Below are 16,618 nucleotides of genomic sequence, written 5' to 3' on the forward strand. Positions count from 1 at the left end.
GCCCCCGGAGGGGCCAAGGTCACATGCCGTCTGGCCTACATCGGCGCGACCGGCCGACGGGGCGTAGTCCACACTAGTGACGTCAACGAGGTCATTAGGTTGCCGCCCACGAGCGCGTGGGACACCGAGATTCGAGAAGCAGCGAGGACGGCCGTGGAATTCGACGTCACGATCGAAATCCCCAAGGGGGAGCGCAACAAGTACGAGGTCGACCACAAGACCGGTCGGATCAAGCTCGACCGGACCCTGTTCACCGCGACCCAGTACCCGGCCGACTACGGGTTCATCGACGACACGCTCGGCCAGGACGGCGACCCACTCGACGTGCTCGTGCTCGTCCAGGAGCCGACGTTCCCCGGCTGCCTGATCCGCTGCCGCGCGATCGGCATGTTCCGGATGACCGACGAGAAGGGCCCGGACGACAAGGTCCTCGCCGTCCCGACGAACGACCCGCGTCTCGAGCACCTGCGGGACATTCACCACCTGAACGAGTTCCACAAGCTCGAGATCCAGCACTTCTTCGAGGTCTACAAGGACCTCGAGCCGGGCAAGAGCGTCGAGGGCTCGTCCTGGGTGAGCCGCGCCGACGCCGAGTCGGAGATCGCCCGTTCGTACGAGCGCGAGAAGGACCGCCTCGCCAAGGAAGAGATCAACGGCGAAGAGCACCACTGAGGCAACCGAAAAGGGGCCGTCCACCTGCCTGGTGGACGGCCCCTTTTTACTGCTCGCTCAGCCCGCGAGGGCCAGTTCGCCCGCTTCCTGCTCGGCGCGCTGCTCCATGGCCGACTTGTCCGAGAGCGGCTTCTCCCGCAGCAGCCAGACCAGCGCGAACCCGACGGTCAGCACCGCGCCGCCGATCAGGAACACCGTGCTCATCGAGCTGGAGAACCCTTCGAGGATCGGCCGGGCGAGCACCGGGTCGAGGGTCGACAGGAACGAGGTGTCGTTCACGTCGAGCCCGCCGCCGGCCAGCTGCCGGGCGAACTCCGGGTGCTGCGCCAGCGCCGCGGTGTAGGCCGGGGAGGCCATCGCCGAGCGGACCGCCGCCGCGATCCGGTCGCCGACCGTGCTGAACAGGATCGACAGGAACACCGCGGTGCCCGCCGTGCCGCCGATCTGCCGGAAGAAGGTCACCGACGAGGTCGCGACGCCGATGTCGCGGGGCGTGACGTCGTTCGTGGCGGCCAGGGTCAGCGTCTGCATGGTCGAGCCGAGGCCGAGTCCGAGCACGAACGCGATGGCCATGACCACGCCGAGCGCGGTGTCCACCCCGATCATCGAGAACGAGAAGACCGCCGCGGCCATCAGGCCGAGTCCGGCGACCGCGAAGCCCTTGTACCGGCCGGTCCGGGTGATGATCCGGCCGCTGCCGAGGCTCGCGACCATGATCCCGAGGGTGAGCGGCAGCATCTGCAGCCCGGCCTGGGTCGGCGTCGCGCCCTTGACGATCTGCAGGTATAGCGGCAGCGACATCATCGCGCCGAACATCCCGATGCCCTGGATCACGGTGACCATCGTCGAGACCCGGAACACCCCGCTGCGGAACAGCCGCAGCGGCAGCAGGGCGGCGTCGCCCATCCGGCGTTCCTGGAGGATGAACAGGACCACGCCGAGTGCGCCGACCAGGTACATCGCCAGCGACGCGGGCGAACCCCATCCCCATTCGCGACCCTGCTCGGCGACGAGCAGCAGCGGCACGAGGCCGACCGTCAGCGCGCCCGCTCCGAGGAAGTCGACCTTCTGGTCGACGCGGGTGTGCGGGAGGTTCAGCACCTTGGTCACCACGACCAGCGCGGCGAGCGCGATCGGGACGTTCACCATGAACACCCAGCGCCAGCCGGTGAGGCCGGCGAACGAGTCGAGCCCGGCGAAGAACCCGCCGACGACCGGGCCGGCGACGCTCGAGACGCCGAACACGGCCATGAAGTAGCCCTGGTAGCGGCTGCGTTCCCGCGGCGAGGTGATGTCGGTGATGATCGCCAGCGCGAGCGACATCAGGCCGCCGGCGCCGAGACCCTGGAACGCGCGGAACGCGGCCAGTTCGTACATCGACCCGGCCATCGCGCTCGCCAGCGAACCGGCGAGGAACAGCGAGATCGCGGTCAGGTACATCGGCTTGCGGCCGAAGAGGTCGGACAGCTTGCCGTACAGCGGTGTGGAAAGCGTCGCGGTGATCAGGTAGGCGGTGGTGGCCCAGGCCTGGAGGCTCTGTCCGTGCAGTTCGTCGGCGATGGTCTTCATCGCCGAGGACACAATGGTCTGGTCGAGGGCCGCCAGGAACATGCCGAGCATCAGTCCGGACAGAACCGTGAGGATCTGCCGGTGTGAAAGCCGTCCGTTCGTGGTGGCGCCCCCTTCCGCAGTGGCGGTGTCGCTCATGGTGGTCTCCCTCAGTGCCGTACTAGTTGCTTGTATCTCTCAACTACTTGCTCGCCACAACTGTTCCCGAAAAGCTTGCATTCATCAACCAAATATCGTGTGACGCTAATCTCTCGCCGGGCGATGTCGAGAACGGGCGGACGGCTCCGTCCCTGGCGCGAACGTGGCCGGCAAGGAGCCGCCACCAGCACGGAGGAGAACCACGATGGCCAAGTACCTGCTGCTCAAGCACTACCGCGGCGCGCCGGCTTCGGTGAACAACGTCCCGATGGACCAGTGGACGCCCGAGGAGGTCACCGCCCACATCCAGTACATGCGCGACTTCGCCGACCGGCTCGTGGAGACCGGCGAGTTCGTCAGCGAGCAGGCGCTGTCGCCGGAAGGCACGTGGGTCCGCTTCGACGGCGAGGGCCGCCCGCCGGTCACCGACGGCCCGTTCGCCGAGACCAAGGACGTCATCGCGGGCTGGATGATCATCGACGTCGACAGCTACGACCGTGCGATCGAACTGGCCGGAGAGCTCTCCGCGGCTCCCGGAGCGGGCGGCAAGCCGATCCACGAATGGCTCGAACTGCGCCCGTTCTACGGCGTCACGCCTTCGGTGACCGAGTGAACGAGGAGCTGCTGCGGGAACTCGTGCCCGCGGTGATCGGCATCCTCGTCCGGCGCGGAGCGGATTTCGCGTCGGCCGAGGATGCCGTGCAGGAAGCGCTGATCCGCGCGTTGGACGCGTGGCGGGACGATCCGCCGCGCGACCCGAAGGCGTGGCTCATCTCCGCCGCGTGGCGCCGGTTCCTCGACGCCACGCGGTCGGAGTCCTCGCGCCGGGGCCGGGAAGTGGCGATGGACGCCGAGCCGCAGCCCGGTCCAGCGTCCGCGGTGGACGATTCGCTCCAGCTCTACTTCCTGTGCGCGCATCCGTCTTTGACGCCGTCGTCGGCCGTCGCGCTCACGCTGCGCGCGGTCGGCGGGTTGACCACGAAGCAGATCGCGCAGGCGTATCTGGTGCCGGAAGCGACGATGGCGCAACGGATCAGCCGGGCGAAGAAGACCGTCTCAAGCGTGCGGTTCGACGCGCCCGGCGACGTCGCGACCGTGCTGCGAGTGCTGTACCTGGTCTTCAACGAGGGTTACTCCGGCGAGCTCGACCTCGCCGCCGAAGCCATCCGGCTGACCCGGCAGCTCGCGGCGGGATTCGACCATCCGGAAGTGGCCGGTCTGCTCGCGTTGATGCTGCTGCACCACGCCCGCCGGGCCGCGCGGACGAAACCCGACGGCAGCCTCGTGCCGCTCGCCGAACAGGACCGCGGGACCTGGGACACCCGGCTGATCGCCGAGGGCGTCGACATCCTCCAGGCGGCGCTGGCCCGCGACCAGCTCGGCGAGTACCAGGCCCAAGCCGCGATCGCCGCGCTGCACGCCGACGCTCTAGCCGCGGAAGAAACCGACTGGGTGCAGATCGTCGAGTGGTACGACGAGCTGCTGGCGCTGACCGACAGCCCGATCGTCCGGCTCAACCGGGCGGTCGCGGTCGGCGAGGCGGACGGGCCGCGTGCCGGGTTGAAGGCGCTGGCGGAGTTGGACGACAAGCTGCCGCGGTATCGCGCGGTGGCGGCTTACCTGCACGAACGGGACGGAGATCTGGCGACCGCCGCGCGGCTGTACAGCGAAGCGGCGGAGAAAGCACCCAACATGGCCGAGCGCGCTCACTTGATCAGGCAGGCAGCGCGGCTCAACAACTCGTGAGTGGCGAAGCCGGTTCTAACCGGCTTCGCCGCTCACGACATCACTCGGCGTAGCCCGGGATCGGGAACGGCTGCAGGAACTCGCGGATCTCGGCGGCGATCGCGTCCAGCGCGCCGTCCTGCTGCGCGGCCGCAGCCGTCACGGTCCGGTCGATCCAGTCCGCGACCTGCACCTGGTGCTCCGGCTTGAGCCCGCGCGTCGTGATCGCCGACGTGCCAAGCCGGATGCCGGACGGGTCGAACGGCTTGCGCGGGTCGAACGGCACGGTGTTGTAGTTCAGCTCGATGCCCGCGCGGTCCAGCGCCTGCGCGGCGGGCTTGCCGGGCACCGCCTTGTTGGTCAGGTCGATCAGGAGCAGGTGGTTGTCCGTGCCGCCGGAGACGAGGTCGTACCCGCGCTCGACCAGCGCTTCGGCCAGCGCCTTGGCGTTCGCGACGATCGTGTGCGCGTACTCGGAGAACGACGGCTGCTGCGCCTCCCCCAGCGCGACCGCGATGGCGGCCGTCGTGTGGTTGTGCGGACCGCCCTGCAGACCGGGGAACACCGCCTTGTCGACGGCCTTGGCGTGCTCGGCGTCGGAGAGGATCATCGCGCCGCGCGGACCGCGCAGCGTCTTGTGCGTGGTCGTGGTGATGACCTGCGCGTGGCCGACCGGCGACGGGTGCGCGCCGCCCGCGATCAGGCCGGCGATGTGCGCGATGTCGGCCACCAGCACGGCGTCGACCTCGCGGGCGATCTCCGCGAACGCCGGGAAGTCGATGGTGCGCGGGATGGCCGTACCGCCCGCGAAGATCAGCTTCGGCCGGTGCTGGCGGGCGAGGTCGCGGACCTGGTCGAGGTCGACGCGGCCGGTTTCCTTCCGGACACCGTAGCGGACCGGCGTGAACCACTTGCCGGTCGCGGACACGCTCCAGCCGTGCGTGAGGTGGCCACCGTCCGGCAGCGCCATGCCGAGCACGGTGTCGCCCGGCTTCGCGAACGCCAGGTACACCGCGAGGTTGGCCGGGGAACCGGAGTACGGCTGGACGTTCGCGTGGTCGGTGCCGAAGACAGCCTTCGCACGCTCGATCGCCACCTGCTCGACCTGGTCGATGAACTGCTGGCCCTCGTAGTAGCGCTTGCCCGCGTAGCCCTCGGAGTACTTGTTGGTGAGCACGCTTCCGGTGGCTTCGAGCACCGCCTGCGAAACGTAGTTCTCGGACGCGATCAGGCGGATCTTGTCGTGCTGGCGTTTCGCCTCGTCCTCGACGAGTCCCGCGATCTGCGGATCCGCCGAGGACAGTGCGGACAGGGCGGGCTGGTGTGTCATGGCGTACTCCGGCTCTGCAGTGGCCCTCACCCAGGCGCGCGGTGCCGGCCTCGTCGTCGCTCCCCGGTGGTGCTCCACCTCTTGAATGGCGCCAGTCGCTGCTGCGGGACGAAGTTTAGTGCACCGCGCCAGCCCCGTCCGGTCCGCGGGAACGGACGGGAAACGGCTCAGACCTGCTCGAGGCCGCCGCGATGACGCCGGGCGAGTTCCTGGTAGACCGCCGCGTTGTGGTCGACCCACAGCCGCGCGGAATCGGTGAGCTCCACGAACTTCTTCGCCGGGCTGCCCATCGCGATCGTCTCCGCCGGGACCTCGGTGCCGGGCGTGACCGTCGACCCCGCCGCGACGAACGCGCGCGCTCCGATCACCGCGCGGTCGAGCACCGTGGAACCGTTGCCGATCAACGCCTGTTCTCCGACCGTGCAGTCGTGCACGAGGCACTGGTGCCCGACGGTCACGTTGCGGCCGACCTCGGTCATCTCGGGTCCGGAGTGGATCACCGAGTTGTCCTGGATGTTCGCGCCCTCGCGGATGACGATCGGGCCGAAGTCCGCGCGGATCACCGCGCCGTACCAGACCGAAGCGTCCTTCTCGACGGTCACGTTGCCGATCAGGGTGGCGGTGGGGGCGATCCAGGCGTCCGGGTGGACCTGCGGGCTGACGCCGTCCAAGGAGAACAAAGGCATGCCGGGAGCCTAAGCGGCGTCAGCGGTATCCGGCGAAGCAGAGCGCCTCGATGTCGCCGCGGAGGCTCGCGGACGACCGCGGCCGGACGCGTTGCTGCACCACCGCGCCGAGCAGATAGCTCAGCAGCGCGCGGGCACGGGCGCGCGGATCGTCGACGTCGAGCGGGGCGAGGAGTTCGGCGAACAGTTCGGTGATCGAGGTGAGCATCGCGTCGATCGCCTGCGGGTGCTGCGCGCGGCCCGCCGCGATCCAGTACTCGAACCAGAGGAACGCGCCGCGCGGACGGTCGGCGAATTCGGCGAGGTAGGCCTCGGTCACCGCGAAAAGCCGTTTGCGCGGGTCGGAGTGCTTGTCCGCGACCTTGCGCAGCCCCGCCGCGAAAGTGTTGATGTGCGCGGCCATCGCCCGGTCGATGAGCACGTCGATGTCGGCGAAGTAGTAGTGGATCGCGCTCTTGGTGAGCGGCCCGGCCTCGGCGATCGCGCGTACCGTGCAGCCGGCGAGCCCTTCGCGGGCGAGGACCTTGCGAGCGGCTTCGACGATCAGTTCCTGTTTCTGCAACTGGTTGGGCGACAGCTGGGTGCTGCGACCGGGTACGGCGCTCACGGTGATCCTCGTTACGTTTGTCAGGACGGCAGCCCTGAATCCTAGGCCAGCCGTCCCAACGTCTTCCGGCGGGTGAAAAACCGGATTGGCCACCCCGGTCCGCGCAGCGGACAATGCCCGGCATGGTGATCTCAGGGGACAAGGGGCTCAGCGAGGCGGCGCGCCGTCAGCTGGAGAAGGAAATCGCGGATCTGCGCGCGCAACGCGAGGCGCTATCGCCGCAGCCCGGCGAGCAGGAACGCACGGGGGACGCCGCCGACCAGGCGGACGTGATCGACCGCGCCGAGGCAGCGGCGCGTCTGGACCGGCAGATCGCCGACGTCACCGCGAAGCTGGAGCACGGCGCGTACGACAGCTCGCTGCTTCCCGACGGCACGCGGGTTTCGCTGCGTTTTTCCGACGGTGACGAGGAAGAGTTCACCGTGGTGACCCTTCCCGGCGAGGACGCGGACGCGATCACCTCCGACAGCCCGCTCGGCCTCGCGCTGGCCAACGCGAAGGCAGGTGAGGAAATCAGCTACCGCACCCCGCGCGGGCAAGCCACCGCGACGGTGCTGAAGCTGACCCCGCCCGCCAACTGACCACAGAGGACAGACAGTGGCCGCCCCGGTTCCCGGGGCGGCCGCTGTTATTTGTCGGCGTTGGCCACCGTTTCGACCTGATAGGCGAACACGCCGTCGGTCTCGACCGCGACGTGCCAGCCGCCGCAGTCCGTGTCCATCCGCTTGTGCTCGCCCGCCGGCCACCAGTCCGCGGTGAGCGTCGGCGCTTTCGCCTCGGCCTTTCCCGGCTTGCACAGCGCGGGCAGGCCGGAGGGACCTGGTTGGTAGCGCAGAATCCGTTCCGAACCGGTGGTGCGGATCAGTTCGGTGACTGACTTCGCGTCGTCGGGCACCCACGACGGCAGCCGGGCGTCCGCGTTGGCTTTGCCCTGCTTTCCGGTGTCGTAGGAAACCGCCTTCACGTGGCCGTTCGACTTCTCCTCGACCGAGGCGCCGAGCCCGCACGACGCGACCGTGGCCAGAGCCACGATCCCGGTCGCGGCCAGTACCGCCTTGTTCCGCACGCTGTTCATGGCTTCCAGTCAACCGAGACCGGCGCGCCCCGCCCTCGTTCTTCCGGCCCTTTGCCGCTGGCCAGTCGGCCGACTCCGTCCCTCACATGAGTGAAATCGCGGGTCATTCTTCGCCGTCGAGATGAGCCCGCAGCGCGGCGAGCGGACCGTCCCAGTCCCGCGCGAGCGCCGCGAGGAACTGCTGCGCGACCCGCATCGGCGCGGAATCGAGCCGGTACCGCACGCGGCGGCGCTCACCAGGTTCGGCGGCGACCAGCCCGGCGTCGGACAGCAGGCCGAGGTGCTTGGCGATTGCCTGCCGCGTGATCGGAAGCCGCGCCGCCAGGTCCGTCGCGGTCGCCGGACCGCGTGCGGCCAGCTCGGCGAGGATCGCGCGCCGGGTCGGATCGGCGAGCGCGGCGAATACCTGCTCGGCGACCGCTTCGGAGTCAGCTGCCATCGAGACTGGCCGCCAGCTCGTCCAGTTCGCGCGCCCAGCCTTCGACGTGCGAACGGTAGGTCGCCGGGTACTGGCCGTCCGGCAGTTGCGCGAACCCGGATTCGACGACGGTGAGCCGGGTCCCGCCGCCCTCGGCCCGCAGCGTGAACTCGACGTACGTGCGCCGCGGGTCGTCCTCCGGCATCCCGTCGACCTGCCAGGTGAAGCCGAACACCGCGGGCTCCTCGACGCGCTCGACCCGGATCTCGGCAGTGCGGTCCCCGATCCACGCGACCCGGCCGAGCCCGCCCGGACGCAGGTCGATCTCGGCCTCGTCGCCGAACCAGGCGCTCAGGCCGTCCGCGGTGGTCAGCGCCGTCCACACCGTCGCGGGCGGCTGCGCCAGCTCGACCGTCCGCTCGATGCGGTCGGGAAACCCCATGTCGTGCTCCTTCCGGACCGAGCCTAGGCAACCACACCCCATTGACGCAACCAGATGGTTGCCATAATATCGCAACCATTCAGTTGCATTACTTGGCGAAAGGAAGACCGATGAACTCCTTCACCACCGAGCTGACCGTCGACCGCACCCCCGAAGAGGTCTTCGCCGCGGTCACCGACGTCCGAGCCTGGTTCAGCAAAACGATCACCGGCATCGCGACCGCGGTCGGCGACGCGTTTTCCTTTGTGGACAAGGGAATCCCGTCGACCCGGATCCGTGTCACGGAGCTCGTGCCCGGCCGCCGCGTCGCTTGGCACGTCGAGGACGCGTACGTCGCCTTCACGGATCAGCCGGACGAATGGACCGACACCCGGATGAGCTTCGACATCACGCCAGGCCCGAACGGGACGACGCTGCGCTTCACGCACCACGGCCTCACTCCGGACCAGGCTTGCTACCGCGAGTGCTCGCGCGGCTGGACGAGTTGCGTCAACACGAGCCTGCACGCGCTGCTGACGACTGGCGTCGGCGAGCCGATCCCGGAATCCGCTGCCCCGCAACGCAGCTAGGGAAGCTGAAGGTCGGAGGCGTCACGCTTGGCGTGCATCTCCCACAGCGTCTCCGCGATGTCGGCCGGGTCGATCTCCGGAAACTCAGTATTGGGTCCGAGGGCACCGGACAGCAGTGCGGAATGGACGGCGCTGCCCCTGATCATGGCTCCGATCTGGAGCGTCGCCGCGTGCACGCCGTGCGGCGAGATTTCCGCTGACAGGCTCTGGATGTAGTTGCGGGTCGCCGCCATCGCCGGGCCGATGCCGCTCAGGACAGGCGCGGGCTGCGTCGCCGAGACGCTCTGGCTGATCAGGATGCTGCCTTCGCCGCGGTCGCGCAGCTCCCCCAAAACCGCTGCGCGCGGATGTCACGTCCGACGATCTGATGCTGCTGATCTTCACGAACGCGCTGATCGTGCGCGAGACCGTTGAGGCAACCCCGGACGCGTGGCGGCGCATGCTCTCGTTCAGCCTCGCCGGACTGCGCACCGATTGTGGTAGCTAGGACGCATGCGAAGATCCTTTTCCTTCAGGGAAATCTCATGAACGATGACGTTTCCCAGAACCTCGTCGTCTTCCGGATCAAGGCCTCCCCGAACCGGTGCTGGCCAGCGCGCCCACCCAGGCCGAGGACGCGGTCGAGCAGGCGTGGGGGAGCATCCGGCAGCAGCACAAGGTGCGCGGGTCCGCGGTTTTGGCCGTATACAGCGAATGGCAGCCCTCCGCGGCCGACCAGAAATTCATGGCCAAGAATTTCCGGAAGGCCGAGTGCACCTACAGTTTCCCCCGGCCGGGTCCCGGTGAATGGGACCGCGCCTTCGCCGAAGCACGCGCCGTAATGGCCGAAACCGAGCAGCGGAAAAGCGCCGAGGAGATCCTGCCGATCCTCTGGAGCGCGTCCTCGCCGCGCGCCGAACTGCTCGAGGCCCTGCCACACCGCCCACTCGTGCCCGGCAAGGTGTCGGTCGCGCTCGCGGTGGTGTCGCGGACCCCGGAGGGCAAGATCGGGATGCAGCACATCACCCGGCACGAGCAGGAGCAGATGGGCGCGCCGCTCGAGAAACTGTTCGACGTCGGGTTCGGTGCCCTAGTCCGCGGGCTGAAGTTCGAGATCCGCAGTTCGGGCGAGGACGTGCTGGTCTCGCTGGCCAGGGAGAACCAGCTGGCGGCGTCCGCACTCGCGCTGCCCGATCTGCATGCCCAGCTGGCACCGCACCTCGGGACCGGAAACCTGATCGTCGGCCTGCCCTGCCCGGACGAGATGTACGTCGCCAGGGAGGGCTCCGACATGGCGGACACCGTCCGGAAGCAGGTCCTCGCTTCGCCGTACGAGACGACGGAACTGGTCCCGTTCGTCCTGCGCCTCGGGTCCGGCGGGCTGGAGCTGCTCGCCGAACGGAGCTAACTCCCCTAACGGGTGAATCTCGGGGTTGCCTGCCGAACGAATCAGGCCCCGTCCGAGGTGTCTCGGACGGGCCTGATTCGTGGAGCCGCCTGGGGGAATCGAACCCCCGACCTATTCATTACGAGCGGATTTCGTCACTCGTTGACCTCGGTCGTAGGGCTCTGACCTGCGTATACACCGTCCCCGAACGTCCGTGCACGTCCGGAGTTAGTCACCCCGATTGTCACCCACTTAGTCACCCGCCAGGCCCCAGAGCCCCGAAGAGCCTCTTGGCAGACATGCACCCAGATGTCACTCAGCTCGTTCGAGGCGCGAGGTCCTGCCGCCATCTTCGCGCGAGGGCCCACGCACAGTGGACACCCGTAAACTACCTATGTAGATTACGAGGCGTGCGGAAGACACATGCTTTAGTCCAGGTGACGATCGCCATACTGGACAACCCGACCGGTCGCCACTGGGGCTACCACCTGTCCAAGGCGGCCGGTGTCCGGTCTGGCGTGCTCTACCCGATCTTGACGCGAATGTTGGACGAAGGTTGGCTCGTCGACGGCTGGGAAGATCCCGCAACCATCAAAGGCAAGCGTCCGCCCCGCCGGTACTACGAGCTGACGGACAAGGGACGACTGGCACTCGGAGGCATCCTTGTCGACGCTCGCCGCGACGCTCGCTTCACCAACCTTCCCGGCCTAGTCGGGCGGTTCGCGTGAACGTAACCGAACTACTCCAGAGCGTGGCCTCGTGGCCTACATTGCTGATTGCAATCCTCCTGTACGGCTTCGCGCCCGGTTTCGTGCTGCGCCTCGTCGTTATGGTTTACGAGCGAGACGACCCTCGGCGAGCAGAGTTGATTGCCGAACTGTACGAGGTTCCGCGCCTTAAGCGTCCATTCTGGGTCGCCGAGCAGATCGAAACAGCGATATTTGACGGACTTGGCCCGCGCATCAGATGGGCACTCACAGGTCGGGTCATCCTGCACTGGAAGCTCAAATCGGGAGTCAAACTAAATCGCCTTCATCCCGGGTCGTTCTGGATCCCAGAGGAGGAAGAAAAGGACGCAATAGAACCCGGCACCGTCGTCAAGCTGATGTTTGATCAAAGCGACGGCTGGAGCGAAAAGATGTGGGTAATCGTTGAAAAGGTAGGTAATCGAACGTTCGTCGGCTCCCTAGCAAACAGACCTCTAGGCTTTCCACGGCTGGATATCGGCAGCAAAATCAAGTTTCAGCGGGAGCACATTATCGACATCGATTTTGATCCTCACACTCAGATGCGCAGGAGACAGCACACTACAACATGCCGTCGCTGCTCTAGCACGAATGCACCGGATCCGATCGAGGACGCGGGGCACAGCGTCTAAAAGACGCGCCCCACAAACGCCGCCGACGAGCACAACGCATACTTCGCCATAGAACACACGTACGATTCGTCCCGAAGCCTGGAGTGACACCTCGGGTAAGCCTTCGCAGACCGAGCGGCGGCACCACCGGACTGGCGGATCGATCATCGCCACATCTGCAACTATCCTTGTCTGTTCGGATCAGGACACGGAGGGGATTGAGTCGATGAGCAGCAACAAGAATTTCTTTCTTTCCCCTCAAGCTGCGGCGATCTATAAGCATAAGCTGCTGAAGAGTTACACTCCCGCCTGGGCAGGAAAAGTTGGCTCGACGTCAGCCAACAATAAGCTAGTCGTTTACGACGCTTACTCTGGCCCTGGACGCTACGAGGACGAAAATCCGGGATCACCTGAACTACTGGTCGACACAGCAGTGGCTATGGCGAGCTTGCGATCAGTGTACTCAGTTTTTAGCGAGAAGGAGCAGGACTACTGCGACAAGCTTTCCGATCTACTGAAAAGTAAGGGCGTCGATCCGTCCACGTACGAGGTCCGCCAGGGACCGGTTGAAAAGCATGTCGACGACGTCTTGTCGAAGACCGACGGACTACCTCTTCTTGTCTTCCTTGACCCCTACGGTCTAACGATCCCCTTTGAACGTGTCGTTCACGTCCTTACCTCACGAGACAAGCCAGCGACGCCGAGCTTCCAGCAGCCTAAGACCGAGCTTCTCATGAACTTCTCATACGAGGCAGTCCGGCGAATTTCGGGCGTGGTTCGCAGCGAAAAAGAGTACCCGGCAAAAGAAGGACAAATTCGAGCTCTCAACGAAGCACTCGGCGGTGATTGGTGGCAAGAGTTAGCTCGAAATGAGAGCGAAGGCTGGGTCCAGGAAGTATTACATGGCTACGCAAACCGCGTCTGCCAGGCCGCAAATTATGGCACAATAACTGCGAACGTTGCCGACTCACTGGAAGCAAAGCCAGTCTATGAGCTAATCCTCTTCACGCGCCACTGGGATGGCCTATGGGAGATGGCGCGATCGATGTCCATGGCTCGCCAGGAGTGGCGACAATGGCTCGCATCGCGCCGCGAAGAAGCCGCCGGCGGCCAAGAAGAACTGCGTGGACTTAGCTTCGACGATAACAAAGAAGCGTGGATTGACGAGATAGCAACCAACATCGAATTAATACTGAACAGTCAACCCGGCTTCATTATTGAAAGCAAACTCGGCGAACTACTTGGTCGCACATTGGGACTGGCTCGCGAAACGCACATTCGAAGCGCGCTAAAGCTCCTGAAAACTCGGAACATCATCAAGGTAGTTCCTACAGGGAAGCTTCAGCGAGCGTACGTGGAGCGCGCCTAGGAGCCGGCATCTCACTCCATAGTTCACCGTCAAGCGTGCGACCGCCACTCTTTGCACGCACCCCTCCCCACTGCTTAAAGAAAAAAGGCGTGGAGAACTCGCGACACCTGTCGCGAATCTCACGGACCCACTCAGGGTCCAGTGATCGCGCATTCGGCCCACTTTCCCCGCCAGCGATCACCCAGTCGATCCCATCGAGTGGAATTCCCGACAAAGGCCCCAGCAATGGCTCACACGATAGGAACCTGACCGCAGCGGGAACAGCATGCAAATGACTTACCCGATCAAATTGATCGGCTGATTCAACGCTGACACCCATCCAAACGTTTTCCGGCCACTGAAGGCTTGGAGCCAACCGAAGCATCCTCTTGCTACGTTTGGTCAGAATTTGATAAGTATGCTGCGGTGTCTCACGCATAACTTGAAATACGTCATGCACGAATGCCACCGGAACACGAGCGTGAAAAAGATCACTCATTGAGTTAACAAATACCAGGCGCGGTTTTCGCCAAGAGTACGGAGCGGACAAGGTATCTTCATGCCATGCAACTCCGAATCCCGGACCACTCGTGCGTGGATCACCGTCAGTTTGATACTTCTCAACACCCATCGCCTTAAGCCGCTTCGCAAGGGTTAGGGCGTAGCAGTTGTCACAGCCCTCAGAAACGCGATCACACCCAGTCGTTGGGTTCCACGTCGCCTCAGTCCACTCGATCGCGCTCTTGTCAGACATAGCTACAGAGTAGCTCCTCGAACACATGTTCGACCAGTGTCAACTTGGAGACATTCCACCAGTTGGCGTACTCGCACTGGGCGCATGCGCTGTCAGTCCAGAACGCACGATGGAAGCTCGCTGACCTGACCAGCGCCATCACTTACGTCGTAACAGACCTGCCCAACGCGTTCGACCACCGCGACTTCCTACTCGACATGATCGCGTTACGTCGTTCGAAGCGTCTACTAGCCACCTTCTAGGAAGTCTTGATTAGCCCCATCCGGTCGGCCATTCCGGCGGCGTACTGAGACCCGATACATCGCCTCGCGGTGCCTCGCCCGCGCCCATGCGTTGTCTGCGCATCGACCTGGCTGCCACGCAGGATCGCAGCCCTACTAGGTCACGTTATGTAGTCATTTCGTCACTGTCTAGATGAACTAGTGGCCTAGCCGTCACAGACCAAGCCGAGGTCGAGGCGCAGCCTGAGACCCACACTCGCCGAGTGATCCAGCTGATCAGGCTGGCTACGACGGATCGAATCTTCCCCGAACTGGGTGAACCTGCGGAAATTCCTCCACCCACCCACCAGCCGCCGTAGTCACCCACTTAGTCACCCACCAGACGAGTCAGGCCCCATCCGAGAAGTCTCGGATGGGGCCTGACCTGCGGAGCCGCCTGGGGGAATCGAACCCCCGACCTATTCATTACGAGTGAATCGCTCTGGCCGACTGAGCTAAGGCGGCATGCCGCTGTGCGACGGTCATCAGTGTAGCGGAGGCGTGGTGCGTCACCTTGCGGGGGCCGCGTCGTTAGGCTCCTATGACTTCGGTCTCACCCCCCGACCCGGCGATCCACTGGAGGACCCGGCACATGCAGCGAAGACTGCCCCGTGCGCTGGCGGTACCCGCAACTGCCGCGTTGCTGCTGCTCCTGGCCGCGCCGGCCGGTGCGCAGGAGATTCCCACGACGCCGATTCCGCAGCCGAACAACCCCTCGCAGCCGCCCGCGTCGGCGCCCATCGGGCCGCAGCCGCTCGGGCACGCGGTGGGCGACGCGGGCACCGCGCTCGGCGTCCTGCGGCTGCTGCCGAACTCGGTCACCACGAGCACGATCCTTCCGGGCTTCGGCCAGACGCTGCCGAAGCAGTCCGCGCTCGAGGCCGGGATGGGCCTGTCCAGCGCGTCGGCGAACTCGGAGGCCTACCTGGCCTACGAGAAGTCGATCGCGCAGTCGTCTCCGTTCGGGCTGGCCGTCGGGGGCCAGGCTCCGCAGACGCCGGGCAGCCTCGTGCAGACCGCGCTTCCGGACAACCCGAAGGAGATCAGCGGGGGCCTGAACGCGCCGCCGAACCCGCTGCTGAACGTCGGGCTGCTGAACGGCACCGCGCACGCCCGCTGGAGCGAATCGCTCGGCCCGTGCGTGGACACGATCGCCGACGCCAGCACGTCCGTCGCGAGCCTGTCGCTGCTGAACGTCATCCCGACGCTTCCGCAGGTCCCGCTGCTCGGCAGCGGCGGGCTGAAGCTGCCGGACGGCACCCAGCTCGCGCAGGGCTTCGACCCGAAGAGCGGGCTGCAGAGCCTCGGCGGCCTGCTGCCCGGCAGCGGCCAGACTCCCGCGACGGGCACCGGTTCGCTGCTGAGCCTGCCGAACACGCTGTCGTCGCGGTCGCAGGTCAAGCTCGTCGACATCCCCGGTTCGAAGAACAAGGCGGTGCAGTCGAGGTCCACGCTGCAGGCGGCGGACATCAACATCCTCAAGGGCACCCCGCTCGAGCTGAACCTCAAGGTGGCCAGCCAGCCGACGCTCACCGTCACCTCCACCGGCGACGCGAAGACGTCCAAGGTCGACTACCAGGCTCCGGTGATCACCATCGCGGCCGGCGGCAAGACGCTGTACACGCTCGACGCGGCGCACCCGACCAAGGACATCCCGATCGGCCTGCCGCTCGCACCGCTGAGCCAGCAGTTCGGCGCGCTGGACAACGTGCCGGTGGTCGGCGGCCTCGTCGCCACCGCGACGAAGGGCTTGCAGCAGCTCGGCGACACCACCGGGAAGGTGCTCGACCTCGGCGTGCTGCGGCTGAGCATCGCGAACCTGGACCAGAAGCAGTCCGAGGCGACCACGCCGTTCAAGGGCTACCAGATCGGCGCGGCCGCGCGGCTGCTCGACCTCCAGGTGCTGCCGACGCAGAAGCTCAAGGAGCTGCTGCCGACGCAGGCAGGCGACAACCTGCCGTCGTCGCTGGCGCAGCTGTCGCTCGGCGAGCAGATCGCCCGCGCGTACGCCCCGACCGGCGGCGTCGTGTGCGGTTCGACGACGACTCCGCCCGCCCCGCCGCAGGGCGGTGCCGCACCGGCTGGTCCGGTGAAGCACCTGGCCTACACGAACGGCGCGTACGACACGGTGCCGCTGTTCTGGACAGGTACGGCGATGCTGCTGCTCGGCGTCGTGATGGTGGCGGCGTTCCCGAACCGGCGGCGACCCGCGCTGGTGCTGAAGCGGCCGACCGGCGGTCCGGACACGCCGTTCAAGCCGTCGCCGCATCCGCGCGACTGACGCGCTAGGCAAATGAGAACG

Annotated in this window: 19 protein-coding genes and 1 tRNA gene; 10 read left to right on the top strand and 10 right to left on the bottom strand. The window is 66.2% G+C overall.

The features are described from left to right. The first annotated feature begins 153 nt into the window (after positions 1-153). Positions 154-672, top strand: coding sequence for an inorganic diphosphatase (locus WA670_RS01155; protein WP_037369183.1), 519 nt, complete (start codon positions 154-156; stop codon positions 670-672). A 57-nt stretch (positions 673-729) separates the two neighbouring features. On the opposite strand, the gene WA670_RS01160 is transcribed toward WA670_RS01155, so the two are convergent. Then, positions 730-2,379: an MDR family MFS transporter gene (locus tag WA670_RS01160; protein ID WP_037808290.1), complete on the bottom strand. Its 1,650-nt coding sequence runs from the start codon at positions 2,377-2,379 to the stop codon at positions 730-732. Positions 2,380-2,584: 205 nt separating this feature from the next. Here WA670_RS01160 and WA670_RS01165 point away from each other — a divergent pair, with 205 nt between their 5' ends. Both WA670_RS01165 and WA670_RS01170 read left to right on the top strand, forming a co-directional pair. Continuing rightward, positions 2,585-2,992: a YciI family protein gene (locus WA670_RS01165; protein ID WP_037808293.1), complete on the top strand. Its 408-nt coding sequence runs from the start codon at positions 2,585-2,587 to the stop codon at positions 2,990-2,992. Next, the gene (locus tag WA670_RS01170) at positions 2,989-4,125 is read left to right on the top strand and encodes an RNA polymerase sigma factor (protein WP_037808295.1); all 1,137 of its coding nucleotides are present in this window, start codon (positions 2,989-2,991) and stop codon (positions 4,123-4,125) included. The genes WA670_RS01165 and WA670_RS01170 overlap by 4 nt, the downstream gene beginning before the upstream one ends. 40 nt (positions 4,126-4,165) lie before the next feature. Here WA670_RS01170 and glyA read toward each other — a convergent pair whose 3' ends face one another. The 3 genes from glyA to WA670_RS01185 all read right to left on the bottom strand — a co-directional run bounded on the left by glyA (position 4,166) and on the right by WA670_RS01185 (position 6,727). Beyond that, entirely contained in the window at positions 4,166-5,434 is a 1,269-nt protein-coding gene (gene glyA / locus WA670_RS01175; protein WP_037808297.1) for a serine hydroxymethyltransferase, read from the bottom strand. Between the two features lie 167 nt (positions 5,435-5,601). Further along, on the bottom strand, positions 5,602-6,120 hold the full coding sequence (locus WA670_RS01180) for a gamma carbonic anhydrase family protein (RefSeq protein WP_043827126.1): 519 nt from the start codon (positions 6,118-6,120) through the stop codon (positions 5,602-5,604). A 19-nt stretch (positions 6,121-6,139) separates the two neighbouring features. Then, positions 6,140-6,727, bottom strand: a complete 588-nt coding sequence (locus tag WA670_RS01185) for a TetR/AcrR family transcriptional regulator (protein ID WP_037808304.1) — start codon at positions 6,725-6,727, stop codon at positions 6,140-6,142. 122 nt (positions 6,728-6,849) lie between these two features. On the opposite strand from WA670_RS01185, the gene WA670_RS01190 reads away from it, so the two are divergent. Then, positions 6,850-7,308, top strand: a complete 459-nt coding sequence (locus WA670_RS01190; RefSeq protein ID WP_037808306.1) for a GreA/GreB family elongation factor — start codon at positions 6,850-6,852, stop codon at positions 7,306-7,308. A gap of 47 nt (positions 7,309-7,355) precedes the next feature. On the opposite strand, the gene WA670_RS01195 is transcribed toward WA670_RS01190, so the two are convergent. From WA670_RS01195 to WA670_RS01205, 3 genes are all read right to left on the bottom strand, one after another. Further along, entirely contained in the window at positions 7,356-7,802 is a 447-nt protein-coding gene (locus WA670_RS01195; RefSeq protein ID WP_336156704.1) for a hypothetical protein, read from the bottom strand. 103 nt (positions 7,803-7,905) lie between these two features. Further along, positions 7,906-8,241: an ArsR/SmtB family transcription factor gene (locus WA670_RS01200; RefSeq protein ID WP_134728489.1), complete on the bottom strand. Its 336-nt coding sequence runs from the start codon at positions 8,239-8,241 to the stop codon at positions 7,906-7,908. Next, positions 8,231-8,662, bottom strand: a complete 432-nt coding sequence (locus WA670_RS01205; RefSeq protein ID WP_336156706.1) for an SRPBCC domain-containing protein — start codon at positions 8,660-8,662, stop codon at positions 8,231-8,233. Before WA670_RS01205 ends, WA670_RS01200 begins: the two co-directional genes overlap by 11 nt. 110 nt (positions 8,663-8,772) lie before the next feature. Between WA670_RS01205 and WA670_RS01210 the strand changes: the two genes are divergently transcribed. Then, positions 8,773-9,231 carry an SRPBCC family protein gene (locus WA670_RS01210; protein WP_336156707.1) on the top strand — a complete coding sequence of 153 codons (459 nt, stop codon included), beginning with the start codon at positions 8,773-8,775 and terminating at the stop codon, positions 9,229-9,231. Here WA670_RS01210 and WA670_RS01215 read toward each other — a convergent pair. Then, complete coding sequence (locus tag WA670_RS01215) at positions 9,228-9,563, bottom strand: hypothetical protein (protein WP_336156708.1); 336 nt, start codon at positions 9,561-9,563, stop codon at positions 9,228-9,230. The genes WA670_RS01210 and WA670_RS01215 overlap by 4 nt on opposite strands. A 251-nt stretch (positions 9,564-9,814) precedes the next feature. Between WA670_RS01215 and WA670_RS01220 the strand changes: the two genes are divergently transcribed. The 4 genes from WA670_RS01220 (at position 9,815) to tcmP (ending at position 13,323) form a co-directional block, all read left to right on the top strand. Further along, complete coding sequence (locus WA670_RS01220; RefSeq protein WP_336156709.1) at positions 9,815-10,618, top strand: hypothetical protein; 804 nt, start codon at positions 9,815-9,817, stop codon at positions 10,616-10,618. A 389-nt stretch (positions 10,619-11,007) separates the two neighbouring features. Further along, a complete protein-coding gene (locus WA670_RS01225; protein WP_336156710.1) occupies positions 11,008-11,325 on the top strand; it encodes a helix-turn-helix transcriptional regulator in 318 nt (105 codons plus the stop codon). Further along, the gene (locus tag WA670_RS01230; RefSeq protein WP_336156711.1) at positions 11,322-11,975 is read left to right on the top strand and encodes a hypothetical protein; all 654 of its coding nucleotides are present in this window, start codon (positions 11,322-11,324) and stop codon (positions 11,973-11,975) included. The genes WA670_RS01225 and WA670_RS01230 overlap by 4 nt, the downstream gene beginning before the upstream one ends. 205 nt (positions 11,976-12,180) lie before the next feature. Next, positions 12,181-13,323 carry a three-Cys-motif partner protein TcmP gene (tcmP, locus tag WA670_RS01235; protein WP_336156712.1) on the top strand — a complete coding sequence of 381 codons (1,143 nt, stop codon included), beginning with the start codon at positions 12,181-12,183 and terminating at the stop codon, positions 13,321-13,323. Here the strand turns inward: tcmP and WA670_RS01240 are convergent. Next, positions 13,283-14,083: a DUF5131 family protein gene (locus WA670_RS01240; RefSeq protein ID WP_336156713.1), complete on the bottom strand. Its 801-nt coding sequence runs from the start codon at positions 14,081-14,083 to the stop codon at positions 13,283-13,285. The genes tcmP and WA670_RS01240 overlap by 41 nt on opposite strands. Positions 14,084-14,707: 624 nt before the next feature. Continuing rightward, positions 14,708-14,781: transfer RNA gene (locus tag WA670_RS01245), tRNA-Thr, on the bottom strand. Positions 14,782-14,908: 127 nt separating this feature from the next. Here WA670_RS01245 and WA670_RS01250 point away from each other — a divergent pair. Next, the gene (locus WA670_RS01250; RefSeq protein WP_051728625.1) at positions 14,909-16,597 is read left to right on the top strand and encodes a hypothetical protein; all 1,689 of its coding nucleotides are present in this window, start codon (positions 14,909-14,911) and stop codon (positions 16,595-16,597) included. The last annotated feature ends 21 nt before the right edge of the window (positions 16,598-16,618 follow it).

The organism is Amycolatopsis sp. VC5-11, from assembly GCF_037034185.1.
In the GTDB taxonomy this organism is placed as follows: Bacteria; Actinomycetota; Actinomycetes; order Mycobacteriales; family Pseudonocardiaceae; genus Amycolatopsis; species Amycolatopsis nivea.